Below are 15,591 nucleotides of genomic sequence, written 5' to 3' on the forward strand. Positions count from 1 at the left end.
AAAACATTTACCTCAATGCCTGTGTAATCGGTGCGAATGGACTTATTGTATCATTTAATGGCACTGTGGGAAAGATTTTTAAGTGTTTGAGCAAAAAATTAAACTCACCGGATTAACACCTGTGAGTTTTAAAAAATGGTTTGGGCTATATCGCTAATTCTAGGATGGTTTTCTTCCGATACTGATTGCTACATGTGCTCCAGCAACTGAATATTCAACCATTAGGGTCTCGGTATAAAACCGGATTGATGGAGTTGGCGACGAAAAAGTAATCGAGTCGCTAAAAACAATCGCCCCCGACTTGGGCAACTATATTATTGAATTCGCCTTTGGCGATATTTACTCCCGACCGGGGCTGACCCTTGAGGAACGGGAACTAATCACCATCACCAGCCTGCTGACCGCTGGCGGCTGCGAACCCCAGCTGGACGTACATATCAATGGTGCCTTAAATGTCGGGATTTTACCAGAAAAAAATATTGAAGCATTTATTCGGTGCATCCCCTACACCGGATTTCCGAAATTTTTAAACGCGGTTGCTGGTTGCCAAAAAGGTCTTTCCCGCCCGTGATGCACTTGCCCATGACCAACAAGCTCCTGACATGAGCTAAGCGTACCTAGCACCGGGGCCTGAAGTAGACCTGGTGGCGACGCTCCCTACCGATCTAAGTTAAGTGTGCCTGGCACCCGGGATATGCGAAGTGGTAGTGATAAATTTGAACGCTCGGTGAGCAAATTTATATACCCTTTATCAGAAAAATAGTCATTGTTAATTTGCGTTGCTTGTCGCAACGGGCAAATATCTATTATAATTAAGTAGCAATCAAAGGAGGTATTTGCTATGTTAAACGAAAACATTAAAGCTATTAGAAAGTCAAAAGGACTTTCACAAGAAGAACTTGCTATCAAGCTGAATGTGGTGCGACAAACCATCTCTAAATGGGAGCAAGGATTGTCAGTTCCTGATTCTGAAATGTTAATCTCCATATCGGAAGTGTTTGAAACACCCGTAAGCACTTTGCTTGGAGATACTGTTATTGAGTCGAAGGTTGATGACTTGAAAGTAATTTCCGAAAAACTGGAGATTATAAACTTACAGCTTGCACAAAGGAAGACCGCGAGAAGAAAAACACTTCACTGCCTACTTATCTTATTGTGTGCGATCTTAGTAACGATTTTGGCTGTTTTAATAGTATTAAATAGTCCTTACTTAGGTTGGGATTATAATGACCCTGAAACTGCCGTTGTCGGAGTAGCTTTTCACGCGTTTGAATGGCTGTTTGTCAGATTAGCACCAATTGTCCTTATAGGGGCAATCGTCGGAATTTTCTTGACACGAAAGAAAGTATAAAACGGCTCTGATTTTTGGATGCAGTTCATACTTCAAAATTCCAATTTGTCAATGAGATTATGAGCATTCGCTTGATATGAGCCTTTTAGCTCTTGCTAAAGCTAATCTTGATTACTACGAAAGTATGGGCAACCTCGCCATTATCGGCTTGGTTGCCCTCTTTCTATTTTCACCGTCCTTCACAATCAAATCATAATCAGACACTGCCGGGATGATGTCGGCTTCGTTATAGAGAATTCGTTTGACGAGACTTTGCACCGTGGCGACATGGATTTTAGTTTCCCGGTCAATGTCCCATTCATACTGTTCAAATGCCGCCCGCATTTTAATCGGTACAATCCCATGCCACGTTCTCGAAAACATTGATAACTCCTTTAAGACGATATTTTTTCCAGATCGAAGTTCAGCCAAATATGACCGCCAGTTTCAGAGCAAGGCTGGTTATAAGTTATGTGCACCTAGCATCAGTGCACTAAAGAATTGCATTTTCGAATCATTACTTCGTTACTATTGGCTTTCATTGTCTTAACAACATCAGAAAATCATCCTGCTGAACGCTAAGGATCTCAAAGCCACATTTTTTATAAAGAGCCACTGCCGGATTGTTTTGTGTCACACTGAGCGAAACCGTCGTGTGACCGGCTTCACGAAGCCTTTTTAACATCGCGTACTTCCTTCTTTAAGTTAGGGATCCTGACAAGTAGCTTAATATAACATTTACCTCAATGCCTGTGTAATCAGTGTGAATGGATTTATTGTATCATTTAATGGTGCGGTGGGAAAGATTTTTAAGTGTTCGAGCTAAAATTTAAACTCGCGGAATTGAAGGCGGTGTCGACGCCCAAATGGATGGTATGGGCAAAGGAATAAATGCCACCTTGCCAGCCACGATGGATCGGTTGCTTTCTATGGTCGAGCGTTGAAAGGCTCCCGGTATCAATCCCATAATGAAAGTACCAGCTTACTCTTTTGGTAGGTGTCCACCCTTTGGTAGAGAGCGATTAAAGACGCATTAAGGCAATTCGATTTGACACATACCCAATATGTCATTCTTGCTAAAAAAGACAAATTTCACAACAAACATTGAGCAAGTCATGCTTATGTCGTCAAGCAATAAAATAAACCGTTGTGATGGCGACAGTGTGGTTATGCTTTAAACAAAATATTGAAGCCTAACGGCGGTTTTTAAATAACGATCAAAACCGCCGCTTTCTGATTATCAATCAGAAAGCGGCGATTAAATCATGAGTTGCTATTTTTTCCTAGAATCGGCCGATGTTGCGGGCAGTCATAAAGGCTTCGGCATTGGCACTGGTAATATCTCTTGGGGCGATGACATCACCGACCAGATAGAATTCCGGAGCACAGAAATTAAGCGCCAGGGCATCGTCGCGGCGGGGTTTCTGGCCGACCGCGTAGATCACGGTATCGGCGGCCAGCAATTGGTCAGCGCCGTCTATTTCACAGAGAACACCGTTTTCCCGGATTTCTTTCACCCTGGTATTGAATTGAATCTCCAGATCCCGTTTGATGATTTCAAACTTCAAGCCCAGCATATGCAGGAAATTACCGCCGTCATTGACATGATCGGACAATTCAACAATTTTCACTTTTTTGCCATTGGCTATCAGGTGCAATCCCAACTCCACCCCGACCAGACCGGCACCAATGATCACCGTCTGATCGCCGATGGTGTCAATGGCGGTATAGGCGTCCTGGGCACAGAAGACATGCTTGTGATTGATGCCGGGAATCGGCGGTTTAACCGGTTCCGCACCCAGAGCGGCGATGATAATATCGGGCTCGATGGTTTCTGCCATTGCTGGCGTCACCGCGGTATTCAGAAGGACTTCGATGTTGGCATCCTGAATCCGTTGTTGCTGCTGGTTCAGGTAGGCATCCAGATTTTTCTTGAAGGCCACCGCTTCTTCACAGCGGAGCACCCCACCCAGATGGTCACTTTTTTCAGCCAGGATCACCTCATGACCGCGGTCGGCACAGGTCAGTGCCGCCTGCATCCCACCGATTCCACCACCGGCGATCAGCACTTTCTTTTTAACTGCCGTGGGAATGGCGAATTTCATTTCCAGCTCCCGGCCGGTTTCCGGATTCAGAGCGCAATAGGGCTCGCCGTTTGCAAGCTCGCTGGAAAAACAAGATAAACAGCGTAAACACTTAATGATCTTGTCTTCATTGCCGCTGCGCAGTTTATTGGGGAAGTCCGGATCGCACAGCAGCCCCCGGGCCATTTCAACCACGTCTGCCTGTCCCGAACGAATAATTTCTTCCATCAGTTCCGGATCATCCAGGGCACCCACGGTAGCCACCGGGGTTTTGACGTGTTTCTTGATTTCGGCCGCATATTTAACATTGCAGCCATCTTCAGTAAACATGCTGGGATGGGTGATCGCGAACACTTCTTCGACCTCGTGGTTACCGGCCGAGATATGCAATAAATCGACATGGTTTTCCAGCTGTTTGGCAATGGCAATACCGTCTTCAATGCCGAATCCGCCATCGTAGCATTCCGAACCGCTTAGGCGGATTTCAATCGGGAAACCCGGTCCCACTTCTTTACGGATAGCATCACAGACGGCAATGATCAGCCGGGAGCGGTTCTCGACATCCTTGCCGCCCCATTTATCGGTACGGGTGTTGGTGATCGGCGAGAGAAACTGATGCAGCAGCCAGCCATGACCGGCATGAACCGTGACCATTCCAAAGCCACAGCGTTTTGCCAGCCCCGCCCCCTGGGCAAATTTTCTAATCGTCCGTTCGATGATCTCTTCATCCATGGCCTGAATCGTCCGGCCCGCCAGCTCACACTCCACCGGGCCATAGGCAATCCCTTTGGAGGAAGCGCCAAAAAAGGATAGATCCCGATTGGCAAACATGCCGGTATGCTGAAGTTCCAGGGATGCCACCGCGCCATAAGTTTTAACGCCATAAGCCAGTCGGGACAGATTATTGCTGATGTTGGGCGTGTCCAGACAGATATGGGTGGCCCCGCCGCGGCCCAACTCGCCATCGACAATCCCTTCAAAAGAAGTGACGCTGGCCGCCCCGCCCCGGGCTTTTCGTTCATAATAGGCGGCGGCGCCCTCATTGAGATAACCGTCTCCATTTAAATTCTGGTAACCGGTGGGGGAAGCAAAAATACGGTTTCTAAACAGGGTGTTCCCCAGCACAATCGGGGTAAAAAGATTGGGATATTTACAGTTTTTCATACGATCTCCTCTTCAACTCTGAATTATAGCGGCAATAGCTGCACCATCGTTTGTCAGCGTTTACACGGGTCCTGCTTCAGGACGTGTAAAAATGCCGACATAAGATTTTTCTAAGCTGATTATACGTCTGCCCCATCTCCCTGTCTAATAGACAGATCTGATGAGGTGATCAGAATAGCTTATGGAGATTGTCCTGAATTAACTTTGCAATTTTGGGAATAAAGGCGTTGCCATTATTTCTTAGCCAGCTCAAATCGACGCAGTCGATATGGTGAGTTCCTTCCAGCTCGACATAACAGATGTTTTTAAAGATTTTTTCAACATAGCCTTGGGAAAAAAACGAGACCCCGCTGTTGGCATCGACTTTCAGAAACATCGCTTCACAGGTGGGAACTTCTTGGGTGATATTGGGTTCATAACCATCGAGCCGACAGCATTTGATCATATTCTCATAACTCTTCCGGCCATAGTCGGGATTGAGCATGATGATCTTTTCGCCAGCAACCGCGGCGGCACAGACACTTTGCTGCCCAGCCAGGGGGTGCCGGCTGCTGACCAGCAGACCCATCGGCTTCCGACGGATCGGGATGGTTACCACTTGGCTGGATTTCACCAGATCATAGGTGTAGGAGATCACCATATCCATGGAGCGATTCGATAACGCCTCGATGACTTCCCGAAAACTGCTTTTTTCGAAGTTAAAATTGAGATCCGGATAATACGCCTGAATCAAGCTGACCAGCGGTTCAATGATGGTAGCCTCAATGGGACCGGCATAACCGATGTTGATATCCAACTGACTGCGAAAATGAATTTCCCGGGTTTTCTTCTGGATCTGGTGATAGTAATTGACAAATTCCTGACAGGACTGGTAAAAATATGCCCCTGCCTCGGTGAGTTCAAATTTGTTTTTTACGCGATTGATCAGGATCACCCCCAGGTCATCCTCCAGGCTGGCGATCTGCTGACTGATGCCCGACTGCGACACATGCAGCCGTTTAGCCGCCTTGGTAAAGCTGGCTTCATCAACCACACAGAGAAAATATTCAATCTTTCGGATATCCATTTCTTTCTCCTCTTCTGAAAATAAACTGTAGTCTTACAGACTATTCACTTGTGACGTTTTGGTTTTCTCATCATCTGTTACAATTTTATAACTACTTTGGTCTATGGTTAAAAAATCTAAATACGCCGCCTCGCTGATCGGTTTGGAATAATAATACCCCTGTAAATGGGTGACCCCGAGGTTGTTGAGGTAGGTCGCCATCTCTTTGGTCTCCACCCCTTCAGCGACGATTTTAACATTTAGTTGCAACAGAAGCTTGATGATATTTTCCAGAATAGCAGTGGCCTTACTGTTTTTCCCGCTGTTCTCCTGGTCGAAACAGGGCCAGATCAGACTCTTGTCCAATTTTACCAGGTCGTACACCACTTCAGCCATCCGTGACAAATTGGAATACCCGGTGCCAAAATCATCCATCGAAAAGCTGCATCCCATCTGCCTCAGCTTAAGCATGTTCTCCCGGAGCATTTCACCCGATTCCACAAAGGCGGTTTCGGTTATTTCCAGGTTGATAAAACCCGGAGTTATATCATATTTTTTCATAATACCCTGTAACTGACAGGGGAGATCCGGGTGGACACATTGAATTCCGGAAAGATTTACTTCAATGTACTCGATGCCCCGATCCTTAAGTGCCTCTTCCCGGGCAAAGGCACAGACTTTATCAAAGACAATCTCCCCCAGTTCCATGATCATGCCTTTTTTTTCGGCGATGGGAATAAACTCTTCCGGGGAGATAAAACCAACCGAGGTGGTGTCGGTTAAGCGAACCAGCGCTTCGGCCGAAAGAAACTGCTTATTTTTGGCATGGTATATTGGCTGGTACACCATTACAAACCCGTCATGCTCGATGGCGTCAATGAGGATATTTTCAATGGTTGAATAGCGTATTTTACTACTGATGACCGCTTCATTTAAAAGATGAATGATTTTTTCCGCTGTGGCATTATTATGTGAGGCCATATAATTCATCATGTCGTAGACCTCATCGCAGGTTTCCTGATTTTTGTAATTATCTGTAAAAATCACATCAATATGCGCTTTAATAACAATGGTGTGCTTTGAAAACTGGATCGGCTTTTTTATCTGCCGGGCCAACAATTCCAACTGATCTTTAATATCGTCAAGAGTGGCTTCGGTTAAAAACGTCATCACATTGCTACGAGAGTGATAAAGGCTGAAATCGGCATTGTGTTTTATTTTTTTAATCCTTTTTCGGTCACAACCGGGACAGAATTGGAAGCTGTCTTTCATCATCATCCCGATTATCTTGAGGATGTGATTGGTATTCTCATGCCCCACCATGGTTTGAATTCTTCTTAAATCATCCACCACCACGCTCACCAGAATCAATGGCTTCTCAGCTTCCTTTTTTTCATTTAACACCAGATGAAAGGCCCGTTTGTTAAAGGAGCCTGTTTCCTCATCGATGTATTCTTTGGGATTTTCAAAGGCCAGATAGATAAACAGAATCATCAGGGTGACCGCCACTTCCGAAAAAAGCAGACCAAAATTAAAGAGTTGAATTCCGCCTCCGGCAACCAGCATCAGAACCCCCAGTTGGATAGCCAACCGATTTTCTTTTTGGATCGTCTTTTTATAACGAACCGTATCCACAAAAATCCATCCACAATAGAAAAGCAGGCTTAATGTGAATCCGACAACCATTGATCCATCGGCATATAATTGCTGATTGCGGAGTTCGTAATTCAAATCCCCAAAGAGTATCATCACCATCGGGAAAGCCAGGGGCAGCATACGCCTCAGAACCTTTTTCCACTTCATTCGTTTCTGATTATTCCCTAAAATTTCAACATACCAGAAAAGAAACACCACAATCATGATCATACTGCCGTAAAAAAGCTGGCTAAACATCCGGTCTACCAGCGGTATAAACGCATCAACGTTGACCGTGGTATAAAGTTTGAGCACATTAAAAACAAGATTTACCGCCGTAAAATAAAGCATCAGCGCAAAACATTTATTTGATAAAAGCGGTAATTTTTTATTTCTTAAAAAATCCACAAAAATAATCGAAAAAAAGAGTATCGTTACGATCAGTAATCGAATATCCAATTGAAACATCACTATCCTCCAGTTTAGTTGTCGTTAAGATTGTATTCTATCATTTACAAGATCCTCTTTTCAACGACTTTTGTTATATATCTACCTCATTTAATTTTTATCCCAAAGTATTTTCCGTACTTTTACAACTATGTCTCTATACTTTTCACCCATTTCCCCTTATAATGAAAACGTTAAATTATATTTAAATCAAAATAAAGGAGAACAACATGAAAAGAAAAATCATTCTATCAGTCTCCCTGGCGTTTGTCATCTGTTGTCTGGTGGTTGCCGGATGTACTACCGCAAAAAAAGATGGTGCCCAGATTGAAACCTCGGAGGCCATCGTCCCCACGGATTACAGCCAGAGCGCACACTGGCTCAATGTTCCGGCTGAAATAACCAAAGAGGTGGACGTGTTCTACCTGTACCCCTCTGCCTGGGCCAAGGTAAACGCCGATGACCCGATTATCTGTGAAATCGACAATCCAGTCATGCTGCAACAGTCCAAACTGGCCTATGACCGACAAGCCACTGCCTTTGAAACCTCAGCTAATATCTTTGCTCCCTACTACCGTCAGGATGACGCCGGCTCCACCCTGGCGATGGATGTTGAGGAACAACAGGACATCGTTAAAGGCGTGCCGCTGACTGATGCCACTGCCGCCTTTGAATACTATATCGAGCATTACAACAATGGCCGACCCTTTATTCTGGCCAGTCATTCCCAGGGCTCCAACGTAATGATCTATATATTGCAGGATTACATGAAAGAACACCCGGACGTTTACAAACGGATGGTAGCCGCCTATGTCCTTGGCTATTCCATTACCGATGACTACCTGGCTGAAAATCCTGACCTCAAATTTGCCTCTGGCTCTGGTGACACTGGGGTCATTGTTTCCTACAATACCCAGGCCCCTACCATTGAAGGCTCTGATGGTGTGGTTCTGCCCACCGCCCATGTTATCAACCCAATTAGCTGGACCACCGAAGAAACGGTCGCACCAGCCTCTGACAATCTTGGTTCCCTCCAATTAAATGCGGATGGGTCTGTGGTCAAAAATGCCGATGGCACCCCATTAAAGGTCATGAATTTTGCCGATGCCAAGGTCGATAATACCAAAAATGTCCTGATCTGCAGCACCGTTAGTGTCGATCAATATGCACCCGGTGGTGGTACCTTTGGCCGGGGCGTTTTCCATACCTTTGATTTTCCTTTCTACTATTTCAATATCCGGGCCAACGCCGAAGAGCGGGTGGCAAACTACCTGAAAGAAGTTAAATAAGTACTTGTTAAAGTAAAACTAGAAAACTCAGTTCTGTATCTGCAGAATTGAGTTTTTTTATCTTTTCAATGATTTAAGATGAATAATCACTTCCAAATTGGTTATAAATATAACGCAGTACCAATTAAAAACGACCAACTGCAAAAAGAGAGTAACTTGTTAGGAGAATAACCGATGAATAAATATGGAATACTTCGAGAAAAAAAAGGCAATAGTCTGATTGAATTTCCGGATCATTACGTCATCATTGATATTGAGACGACCGGATTCAGTCCCAAAAACTGTGAAATAATTGAAATCGGCGCTGTTAAAGTCCGCAACGATAAAATCACATCCGTCTTTCAAATGCTAATCAAACCAAAGAACCCCATCAGTTCTTATATTACTAATCTGACTGGTATCACCAATAATATGCTCACCGATGCCAACCCCATTGCTGAGGTATTAGACGCTTTCGTTTCCTTTATCGGCGACAATATATTAATTGGCCATAAGGTTAATTCTGATGTAAATTTTTTGTACGATCACTGTAAAATAACGATCGGTCATGATCTGACCAACGATTTTATCGATATTATTGATCTATTTAGAGAACGGCAAAGATCGGTTCTCAATCATCAACTAACTTCTCTGTGTGAAAAATGCGCCATCCAGAATACCAATGCTCACCGGGCTCTATCTGACTGCCTGGTCAGTAATAATTTATTCCAGTCGCTAAAATACCACGATGGCTCAATCGCCTGCGTGGAAGAACTGGATACCCTGATACTGGCCTCGGAGTTTAAACATAAACACTCCCCCTACAAAAAAAAATGTCAGAATATGTCAGCCAGCATGGAACGGTTTGCCCGAATTTCTGTTTAATTATAACCTCTTCTTTCGCGTAATCGCCGATTTTATCACGACACCATCGATCTGACGATTAGTAGCGAAATTGTCCAATGGGACCATACCAGCATCAGTGAATTGATCAAGACTGCCGACCGCTTACTTTACCAGGCCAAAAGATCCGGCCGCAATACGATTCTGCAATAGGAAAAAATAATTCTATAGATCGAAAAAAAGAGAAAGACCAGCGGTCATTTCTCTTTTTTGGTTTATTCAGTTTTAAAATCTGCCTAACGATTCTAGCTGACTAGTTAGCTTTTCGCTGGAATGCTGCCAGATGGCTTTCGGATGCTTTTTTCAGTGATTCAAACACGTTACGAACAGTGTCTGGTAGTTCTTGCGTTAGAAAGCGGTTGTACATGTCAATATTCAGAATCTCAGCCTGGACACCAATGTCGTAGCTTTCTTTCAAGGATGCAGGCAAGACCAGGTGACTGGCTGCGTCGTTAACTGGAACCTCTAAGCAGTTGGCTTCAAAAAGCGGTGTCAGTGCTGCAATATGTTTGGCTTCTGCCTTGACAATGTTAGTGTATGGTCGAACCGATCCGTAGGTTTCAATGATTTTAGCGTACTCTGCTTCGGCAGCATATTCATCCTGAATTGCGTAGGTCAGCATTTCCTCCAGCGTCAAGTTGTCGTCAGCCAGCGCTCCCGCCGACCCGAAGTCATTGCCTTCCGCCATCACAACTCCCATGGAACCCACCAAGGTGAAAGCCAGCAGAAGGACAGTTAATAATTTTGATAAACGTTTCATTTTACACATCTCCTTATGTTTTTTTGGCGTCGCGAAACGGTTAGTTGCGTCGCTGCGTCTTTTGTTTTCCTGAGATGATAATATTACGTTTCTGTGTCAATCGGGTGTCAGACCCCATTCGGCACTTTAAGGATCAGATATTTTCAGTTTCGTTTAAGAAAATCTAAAACCTGTAAACATCATCAATTGGGTTATGTAAACTGCAATCACACTTTTATTTCATTAAAACCCGCCACATGAAAAATCAGAAGTACTTATTTCAGACTTCCCTTTTATTCTTATTTTAATCTCATGTTTGAGTTGTTTTTTTTAGGGTATTATAATATAAGAAAAACAATTTTCAGGAGGTAGAAACATGGATAACGAAAAAAAAGGCGTTTACGGCAATGCCGAGGAACTTGGTGCAAAAGATAAAAATATCAAAAGTGGTGTAGATCCTATTTATGGTGAAGCTGAGGAAGCAGCAAAGGCAAATCGCGAAGATGTTCGCACATTCATGGCTGATCCAGACGGTCACAACCCAAAAGTTGACAAGCAAATAAAACATTCCCCAGTAGAATCCGATCAAACCGAAGGTATTTATACACAAGCTGGCGAATTAGCGGAAAAAGAAAAAGTGGTTGAAGAAAACGAAGATGGTATTTATAGCGAAGCTGAAGAACTGGCAAAAAATAATGCTGGAAATATGCATAATTTCATGGCCGATTCAGATGGCAAAAAATAACAACTGATTTAATCTGTGTGTACATCCAGTTTTAGCCGATAGTCACAAAAATATTCACATTATATTAAGGATCCTTTTGATAATCGTCACAGTTTTTTCAACGGTGACGATATACATCAAAAGGATTTTTTTACGTTAGCCCGTCCCTTAACTTTTATCAATCCCAAGACAAAATGACAAACACTCACTTAACCCCGGAACACCTTCATCGCCCGTTCCACATCAGCCTGCATGGCAACCCGGGCAATCTCGGCAATTTCATCAAAGCGCAGGTCCCGACCTGGGTTTTGATCAGAATAGGCTTTAACCGCTTGACCTCCAGCCAGGGACATATATGTAAAGTAATTGATTTTTGAAATCCCGGATGCGATGGCTTTGCGGAAGTCAGCCGCACATACCCCGGAACCACCATGCATCACCAATGGTACCTCCACCAATTCGTGAATCGCTGCGATCCGATCAAAATCCAGACAGGGTTCGGCTTCATAAACGCCATGGGCAGTGCCAAAGGCAATCGCCAGTGCATCCACCCCAGTGGCCGCCACAAAGGCGTTAGCCATCGCTGGATCGGTGTAGCATGCTTCCGGGGTCAGGGCTTCTTCCTCGGGATCTGGAACGCCCCCGCCTTCTGGTCGTAGCACCCGGCCCAGCTCAGCTTCCACCGATACCCCCAGATAATGGGCCACCCGGACAATTTCCCGGGTGTTGGCCAGATTTTCCTCATAGGGCAACCTCGAGCCATCATACATCACTGAGGTAAAACCCATTTTCATGGCGTGAAGCAGGTAACCCAGATCTTCGCCATGATCCAGATGAACGCAGACGTTTACCTTGGCCTGATCGGCGAACCGGATCATTACCGGACCGATCACTTCCAGGGGAACAAGGCTTTCATGAATCTGGGCATGCATGATGATCACCGGCTGGTTCAGGGTCTCTGCCGCAGCGATCACCGCCTGAACACTTTCCAGATTGGGTGTATTAAACGCCCCGATTCCGCATCCTTTGTGATTGGCATCCGCTAAAATTTTACTGAGATTAACACGCATGATTTTCCTCCTTAATACTTCGACAAGCCACCACATCTACCCCGGTGCCGCAGATATCCGCAATGACTACATCCCCCATCTGGCAGGAGCCGGTGAGCTTCGTTTTGCGGATCGCGTCCAGGGCTAGAGCCATGGCTTTTTGGGGGATGGGGCCGGCCGTTTTTACTGGTAATAGGCAGGCTTTGTCACCACATTTCACCATAACTGTACTGGTTAATGTTCTTTCTGGCGTGGTAATCTCCTTTTGCGCAAACTTTTTACCCCGCTTACAGCCTTCTCCCTCCACTCTGTCCATAACGCCCTTTTTTAGATGAACCGTAATAACGCATTCCTTGGGACAGGTGGTGCAGCAAACTTTTATTTCTTCTTCACTTTTAATTTCACTTTTAATTTCACTTTTATAACGACTCATTGTTTCACCTCCCGGACCGATACGATTATCGGTAGCGCTACACTATTTTGATCGCTCATAGCCTTTAATCCATTTATTTCGTCTGGGTTTAGCTGTACCTCTTCCATCACACTGGGCTTAAAGGCTCTGGGTTTACCTTGATATATAATTTTTTTACCGGATTGAATGATAACTTCGGCATTTTCTAGCGGTTTTCGCACCCGGAATAAAATTCGTGCCGCTTTTTTAGTCGGGCTGGTCAGTTTAGCTGGCACGGTATAGCCGACATTTTCTCCGGGTCCCAGCGGAATAGTTGATTTATTTTTGGCCGATCTGTTTTCACCAGCCATTGCCTCTACCTTTTGCTGCAAAGCATAGACAGCGGCAGCAGCTCCGGCAGCTTCGGCTTCCAGGGTGACGTTATCCACCAGATCGTGAACGTGAAGGACATTTCCGCAGGCAAAGATTCCTGGCTGGTCAGTTTCCAGCTCTTCGTTAACCAACGGACCGTTAGTCCGGGGATTTAGACTGACTCCGGATTTTTGGGATAGCTCATTTTCGGGAATCAGACCAATGGATAGCAGCAGAGTATCACAGGGGACTACTTCTCGGGTTTCTTCAATCACCTTAAAGTTTTCGTCAACCTTAGCCACCTCAATAGCTTCCAGATGAGGATGGCCAATAATATTAGTTACCGTGGTTGACAAATGGAGGGGGATATCAAAATCATCCAGACAGTTTTTAATGTTTCGGTATAGTCCGTTAGCATATGGCATCAGCTCATACACCCCCAGAACCTGCATACCTTCAAGGGTTAACCGTCTCGCCATGATCAGACCGATATCACCGGAACCCAAAATGACAATTCGTTCCCCGGGTTTACGGTTTTCGATGTTTACATACCGCTGCGCCAGTCCGGCGGTGAGGACTCCAGCCGGTCTTGAACCAGGAATTTTAATCGCACCCCGGGTCCGTTCCCGACACCCCATGGCCAGCACAATGGCCCCGGCACAGAGAAGCAGCATGCCATCTTCATTCATCGCTTTAACTTGACGATCCTGGGATAAATCAATGACCATGGTTTTTAAATATACATCAATACCGGTAGTTGCCACCTGATTAATAAACAGCTCGGCGTATTCCGGTCCGGTGAGCTCCTGCTTAAAATAGCTGAGCCCAAAACCACTGTGAATACACTGATTAAGAATGCCTCCCAGTTCGTCGTTACGTTCGATAATGGCAACGGTGGCACCCTTTTCGTTGGCTTTCAGGGCCGCCGCCATACCAGCCGGACCACCACCAATGATGACGACATCATAATTTAACTGTTTCATTTCACACCTCCCTTAACCGATCCACAGAGCTGTTGTGAGCCCCGATCTTCCAGACAGATGTCAGAAACTGGCAGCCCCAACTCCCGGCTCAGAATAGAAATGACCTTATACTGACAGAAGCCGCTTTGGCATCTCCCCATCCCGGCCCGAGTCCGGCGTTTAATCGCATCCAAGGTGCGGGCCGGAATGATCCCGTGGATGGCATCGACGATTTCACCCTCGGTGACCGTTTCACAACGACAGACAATCCGTCCATAGGCAGGATTCTTTTGGATCAGGAAATCCTGTTCGTCAATGGACAGTGTCCCAAAGACAGGTTTTTTCTCCCGAAAAGGATTATAATCCGGTTTTAGTTTCATTTCAAGTCCGGCATCATCCAACAGATCACGGACCGTTTCGGCAATCGCCGGTGCTGAGGCTACCCCCGGGGACTGAATTCCAGCGGCATGAATAAAACCTTTGACAGTTAGCGACTCGGCAATGAAAAAATCATTATTGTTGTTCAGCACCACTGGCCGAAGCCCAGCAAAGGTGCGGATAATTTTACCGGCGTCGAGTTCCGGTAAAATCTTATGCACCCCATCAATCAAAGCCTGAATTCCGGGGGCATAGTTGTTGAGTGCCTCCTTGTCATCCATCATGGTCGCGGTAGAACCAACAATGGTATTGCCATGAACCGTTGGAATACAGGCAATCCCCTTGGTATCCGGTCCGGGACAGGGGAACATCACCGTTTTGGGCTTATTGACCATATCCTTGTCCAACACCAGCAGATCCCCATGCCGCGGCTTCATCTGGTATTCAGAAATCCCTGCCAACCTGGCCACATCATCAGCATGGTTGCCCGCTGCGTTGACGATATAGGAGCAGGACAATTGTTGATCGGGAGTGTTAATCAGAAAACTGCCGTCCGCTTTTTTTTGTATCGCGGTTACTGGCTGACTCGTCAAAATCGCCACACCGTTGGCTTTAGCATTTTCAGCAAAGGCGATGGCCACCTCAAAGGGGTCCACCACGGTGGCTGTGGGAGCATAAAGAGCATACCTGGCATTGGCAGCCAGGTGGGGCTCACGGCTTCGCATTTGGTCGGCATTGATAATGGCCAGATCCCGCACCCCGTTTTTGATACCGAACTCTAGCTTGTGTTTTAACGCCGCTTCATCGGCATCGGTAAACCCGATCACAAACATACCCGGATTGATAATACCAAAATTTAAGTCCCTGGCTAGTTTGGGATAAAGATTGGCTCCCCGAACATTGATCTTTGCTTTCAGACTGCCTGGAGTGGGATCGTAGCCGGGGTGAACGACCCCGCCATTTCCTTTGGTAGCACCAATACCGATATCGGTGCCCCGCTCTAACAGGGCGGCTGTCAGTTTATATTTTGAACATTCATGGGCAATGGCCGTACCAGTGATACCGCCCCCAATGATGATGATGTCATAATGATTCATTCT

Annotated in this window: 15 protein-coding genes and 1 pseudogene; 6 read left to right on the top strand and 10 right to left on the bottom strand. The window is 45.6% G+C overall.

The annotated features are described in order from the left end of the window. The first annotated feature begins 244 nt into the window (after nt 1-244). Both ACIZ62_RS10255 and ACIZ62_RS10260 read left to right on the top strand, forming a co-directional pair. Nucleotides 245-611 (top strand): annotated as a pseudogene (locus ACIZ62_RS10255) (carboxymuconolactone decarboxylase family protein). 230 nt (nt 612-841) lie between these two features. After that, a complete protein-coding gene (locus ACIZ62_RS10260) occupies nt 842-1,351 on the top strand; it encodes a helix-turn-helix domain-containing protein (protein ID WP_111886747.1) in 510 nt (169 codons plus the stop codon). Nucleotides 1,352-1,465: 114 nt separating this feature from the next. Here the strand turns inward: ACIZ62_RS10260 and ACIZ62_RS10265 are convergent, their stop codons facing one another. The 5 genes from ACIZ62_RS10265 to ACIZ62_RS10285 form a co-directional block, all read right to left on the bottom strand. Next, the gene (locus tag ACIZ62_RS10265; RefSeq protein ID WP_414150104.1) at nt 1,466-1,714 is read right to left on the bottom strand and encodes a hypothetical protein; all 249 of its coding nucleotides are present in this window, start codon (nt 1,712-1,714) and stop codon (nt 1,466-1,468) included. Between the two features lie 154 nt (nt 1,715-1,868). Next, nucleotides 1,869-2,015, bottom strand: a complete 147-nt coding sequence (locus ACIZ62_RS10270) for a GNAT family N-acetyltransferase (RefSeq protein ID WP_414150105.1) — start codon at nt 2,013-2,015, stop codon at nt 1,869-1,871. Between the two features lie 598 nt (nt 2,016-2,613). Then, nucleotides 2,614-4,578, bottom strand: a complete 1,965-nt coding sequence (locus tag ACIZ62_RS10275; RefSeq protein ID WP_414150106.1) for an FAD-dependent oxidoreductase — start codon at nt 4,576-4,578, stop codon at nt 2,614-2,616. Nucleotides 4,579-4,747: 169 nt separating this feature from the next. After that, nucleotides 4,748-5,644, bottom strand: a complete 897-nt coding sequence (locus ACIZ62_RS10280) for a LysR family transcriptional regulator (protein WP_414150107.1) — start codon at nt 5,642-5,644, stop codon at nt 4,748-4,750. 33 nt (nt 5,645-5,677) lie between these two features. Further along, the gene (locus tag ACIZ62_RS10285) at nt 5,678-7,726 is read right to left on the bottom strand and encodes an EAL domain-containing protein (protein WP_414150108.1); all 2,049 of its coding nucleotides are present in this window, start codon (nt 7,724-7,726) and stop codon (nt 5,678-5,680) included. A 209-nt stretch (nt 7,727-7,935) separates the two neighbouring features. Between ACIZ62_RS10285 and ACIZ62_RS10290 the strand changes: the two genes are divergently transcribed. The 3 genes from ACIZ62_RS10290 to ACIZ62_RS10300 all read left to right on the top strand — a co-directional run bounded on the left by ACIZ62_RS10290 (nt 7,936) and on the right by ACIZ62_RS10300 (nt 10,029). Further along, nucleotides 7,936-8,994 carry a DUF3089 domain-containing protein gene (locus ACIZ62_RS10290; protein WP_111886741.1) on the top strand — a complete coding sequence of 353 codons (1,059 nt, stop codon included), beginning with the start codon at nt 7,936-7,938 and terminating at the stop codon, nt 8,992-8,994. A gap of 174 nt (nt 8,995-9,168) precedes the next feature. Continuing rightward, nucleotides 9,169-9,858 carry a PolC-type DNA polymerase III gene (locus tag ACIZ62_RS10295; protein WP_414150109.1) on the top strand — a complete coding sequence of 230 codons (690 nt, stop codon included), beginning with the start codon at nt 9,169-9,171 and terminating at the stop codon, nt 9,856-9,858. Between the two features lie 51 nt (nt 9,859-9,909). Then, the gene (locus tag ACIZ62_RS10300; RefSeq protein WP_414151854.1) at nt 9,910-10,029 is read left to right on the top strand and encodes a diguanylate cyclase domain-containing protein; all 120 of its coding nucleotides are present in this window, start codon (nt 9,910-9,912) and stop codon (nt 10,027-10,029) included. Nucleotides 10,030-10,129: 100 nt separating this feature from the next. Here ACIZ62_RS10300 and ACIZ62_RS10305 read toward each other — a convergent pair whose 3' ends face one another. Beyond that, nucleotides 10,130-10,636: a hypothetical protein gene (locus tag ACIZ62_RS10305; RefSeq protein WP_414150110.1), complete on the bottom strand. Its 507-nt coding sequence runs from the start codon at nt 10,634-10,636 to the stop codon at nt 10,130-10,132. Between the two features lie 355 nt (nt 10,637-10,991). Here ACIZ62_RS10305 and ACIZ62_RS10310 point away from each other — a divergent pair, with 355 nt between their 5' ends. Continuing rightward, nucleotides 10,992-11,360 (top strand): hypothetical protein, encoded by a 369-nt coding sequence (locus ACIZ62_RS10310; RefSeq protein ID WP_414150111.1) that lies wholly within the window; start codon nt 10,992-10,994, stop codon nt 11,358-11,360. Nucleotides 11,361-11,548: 188 nt separating this feature from the next. Here the strand turns inward: ACIZ62_RS10310 and ACIZ62_RS10315 are convergent, their stop codons facing one another. From ACIZ62_RS10315 to ACIZ62_RS10330, 4 genes are read right to left on the bottom strand one after another with little or no spacing between them, the layout of a single operon-like run. Further along, nucleotides 11,549-12,409 (bottom strand): class II fructose-bisphosphate aldolase, encoded by an 861-nt coding sequence (locus ACIZ62_RS10315; RefSeq protein WP_414150112.1) that lies wholly within the window; start codon nt 12,407-12,409, stop codon nt 11,549-11,551. Continuing rightward, entirely contained in the window at nt 12,399-12,821 is a 423-nt protein-coding gene (locus ACIZ62_RS10320; RefSeq protein WP_414150113.1) for a DUF1667 domain-containing protein, read from the bottom strand. Before ACIZ62_RS10320 ends, ACIZ62_RS10315 begins: the two co-directional genes overlap by 11 nt. After that, the gene (locus ACIZ62_RS10325) at nt 12,818-14,134 is read right to left on the bottom strand and encodes an NAD(P)/FAD-dependent oxidoreductase (RefSeq protein ID WP_414150114.1); all 1,317 of its coding nucleotides are present in this window, start codon (nt 14,132-14,134) and stop codon (nt 12,818-12,820) included. Before ACIZ62_RS10325 ends, ACIZ62_RS10320 begins: the two co-directional genes overlap by 4 nt. After that, a complete protein-coding gene (locus ACIZ62_RS10330; protein WP_414150115.1) occupies nt 14,131-15,588 on the bottom strand; it encodes an NAD(P)/FAD-dependent oxidoreductase in 1,458 nt (485 codons plus the stop codon). The genes ACIZ62_RS10325 and ACIZ62_RS10330 overlap by 4 nt, the downstream gene beginning before the upstream one ends. Between the last annotated feature and the right edge of the window lie 3 nt (nt 15,589-15,591).

Origin of the sequence: Acetobacterium carbinolicum, assembly GCF_047456275.1 — a bacterium.
Lineage (GTDB): Bacteria > Bacillota > Clostridia > Eubacteriales > Eubacteriaceae > Acetobacterium > Acetobacterium carbinolicum.

Excerpts from the sequence above, each read along its gene's own strand:
- ACIZ62_RS10260 (WP_111886747.1), top strand. The coding sequence starts at position 842 with ATGTTAAACGAAAACATTAAAGCTATTAGAAAGTCAAAAGGACTTTCA.
- ACIZ62_RS10265 (WP_414150104.1), bottom strand. The coding sequence starts at position 1,714 with ATGTTTTCGAGAACGTGGCATGGGATTGTACCGATTAAAATGCGGGCG.
- ACIZ62_RS10270 (WP_414150105.1), bottom strand. The coding sequence starts at position 2,015 with ATGTTAAAAAGGCTTCGTGAAGCCGGTCACACGACGGTTTCGCTCAGT.
- ACIZ62_RS10275 (WP_414150106.1), bottom strand. The coding sequence starts at position 4,578 with ATGAAAAACTGTAAATATCCCAATCTTTTTACCCCGATTGTGCTGGGG.
- ACIZ62_RS10280 (WP_414150107.1), bottom strand. The coding sequence starts at position 5,644 with ATGGATATCCGAAAGATTGAATATTTTCTCTGTGTGGTTGATGAAGCC.
- ACIZ62_RS10285 (WP_414150108.1), bottom strand. The coding sequence starts at position 7,726 with ATGTTTCAATTGGATATTCGATTACTGATCGTAACGATACTCTTTTTT.
- ACIZ62_RS10290 (WP_111886741.1), top strand. The coding sequence starts at position 7,936 with ATGAAAAGAAAAATCATTCTATCAGTCTCCCTGGCGTTTGTCATCTGT.
- ACIZ62_RS10295 (WP_414150109.1), top strand. The coding sequence starts at position 9,169 with ATGAATAAATATGGAATACTTCGAGAAAAAAAAGGCAATAGTCTGATT.
- ACIZ62_RS10305 (WP_414150110.1), bottom strand. The coding sequence starts at position 10,636 with ATGAAACGTTTATCAAAATTATTAACTGTCCTTCTGCTGGCTTTCACC.
- ACIZ62_RS10310 (WP_414150111.1), top strand. The coding sequence starts at position 10,992 with ATGGATAACGAAAAAAAAGGCGTTTACGGCAATGCCGAGGAACTTGGT.
- ACIZ62_RS10315 (WP_414150112.1), bottom strand. The coding sequence starts at position 12,409 with ATGCGTGTTAATCTCAGTAAAATTTTAGCGGATGCCAATCACAAAGGA.
- ACIZ62_RS10320 (WP_414150113.1), bottom strand. The coding sequence starts at position 12,821 with ATGAGTCGTTATAAAAGTGAAATTAAAAGTGAAATTAAAAGTGAAGAA.
- ACIZ62_RS10325 (WP_414150114.1), bottom strand. The coding sequence starts at position 14,134 with ATGAAACAGTTAAATTATGATGTCGTCATCATTGGTGGTGGTCCGGCT.
- ACIZ62_RS10330 (WP_414150115.1), bottom strand. The coding sequence starts at position 15,588 with ATGAATCATTATGACATCATCATCATTGGGGGCGGTATCACTGGTACG.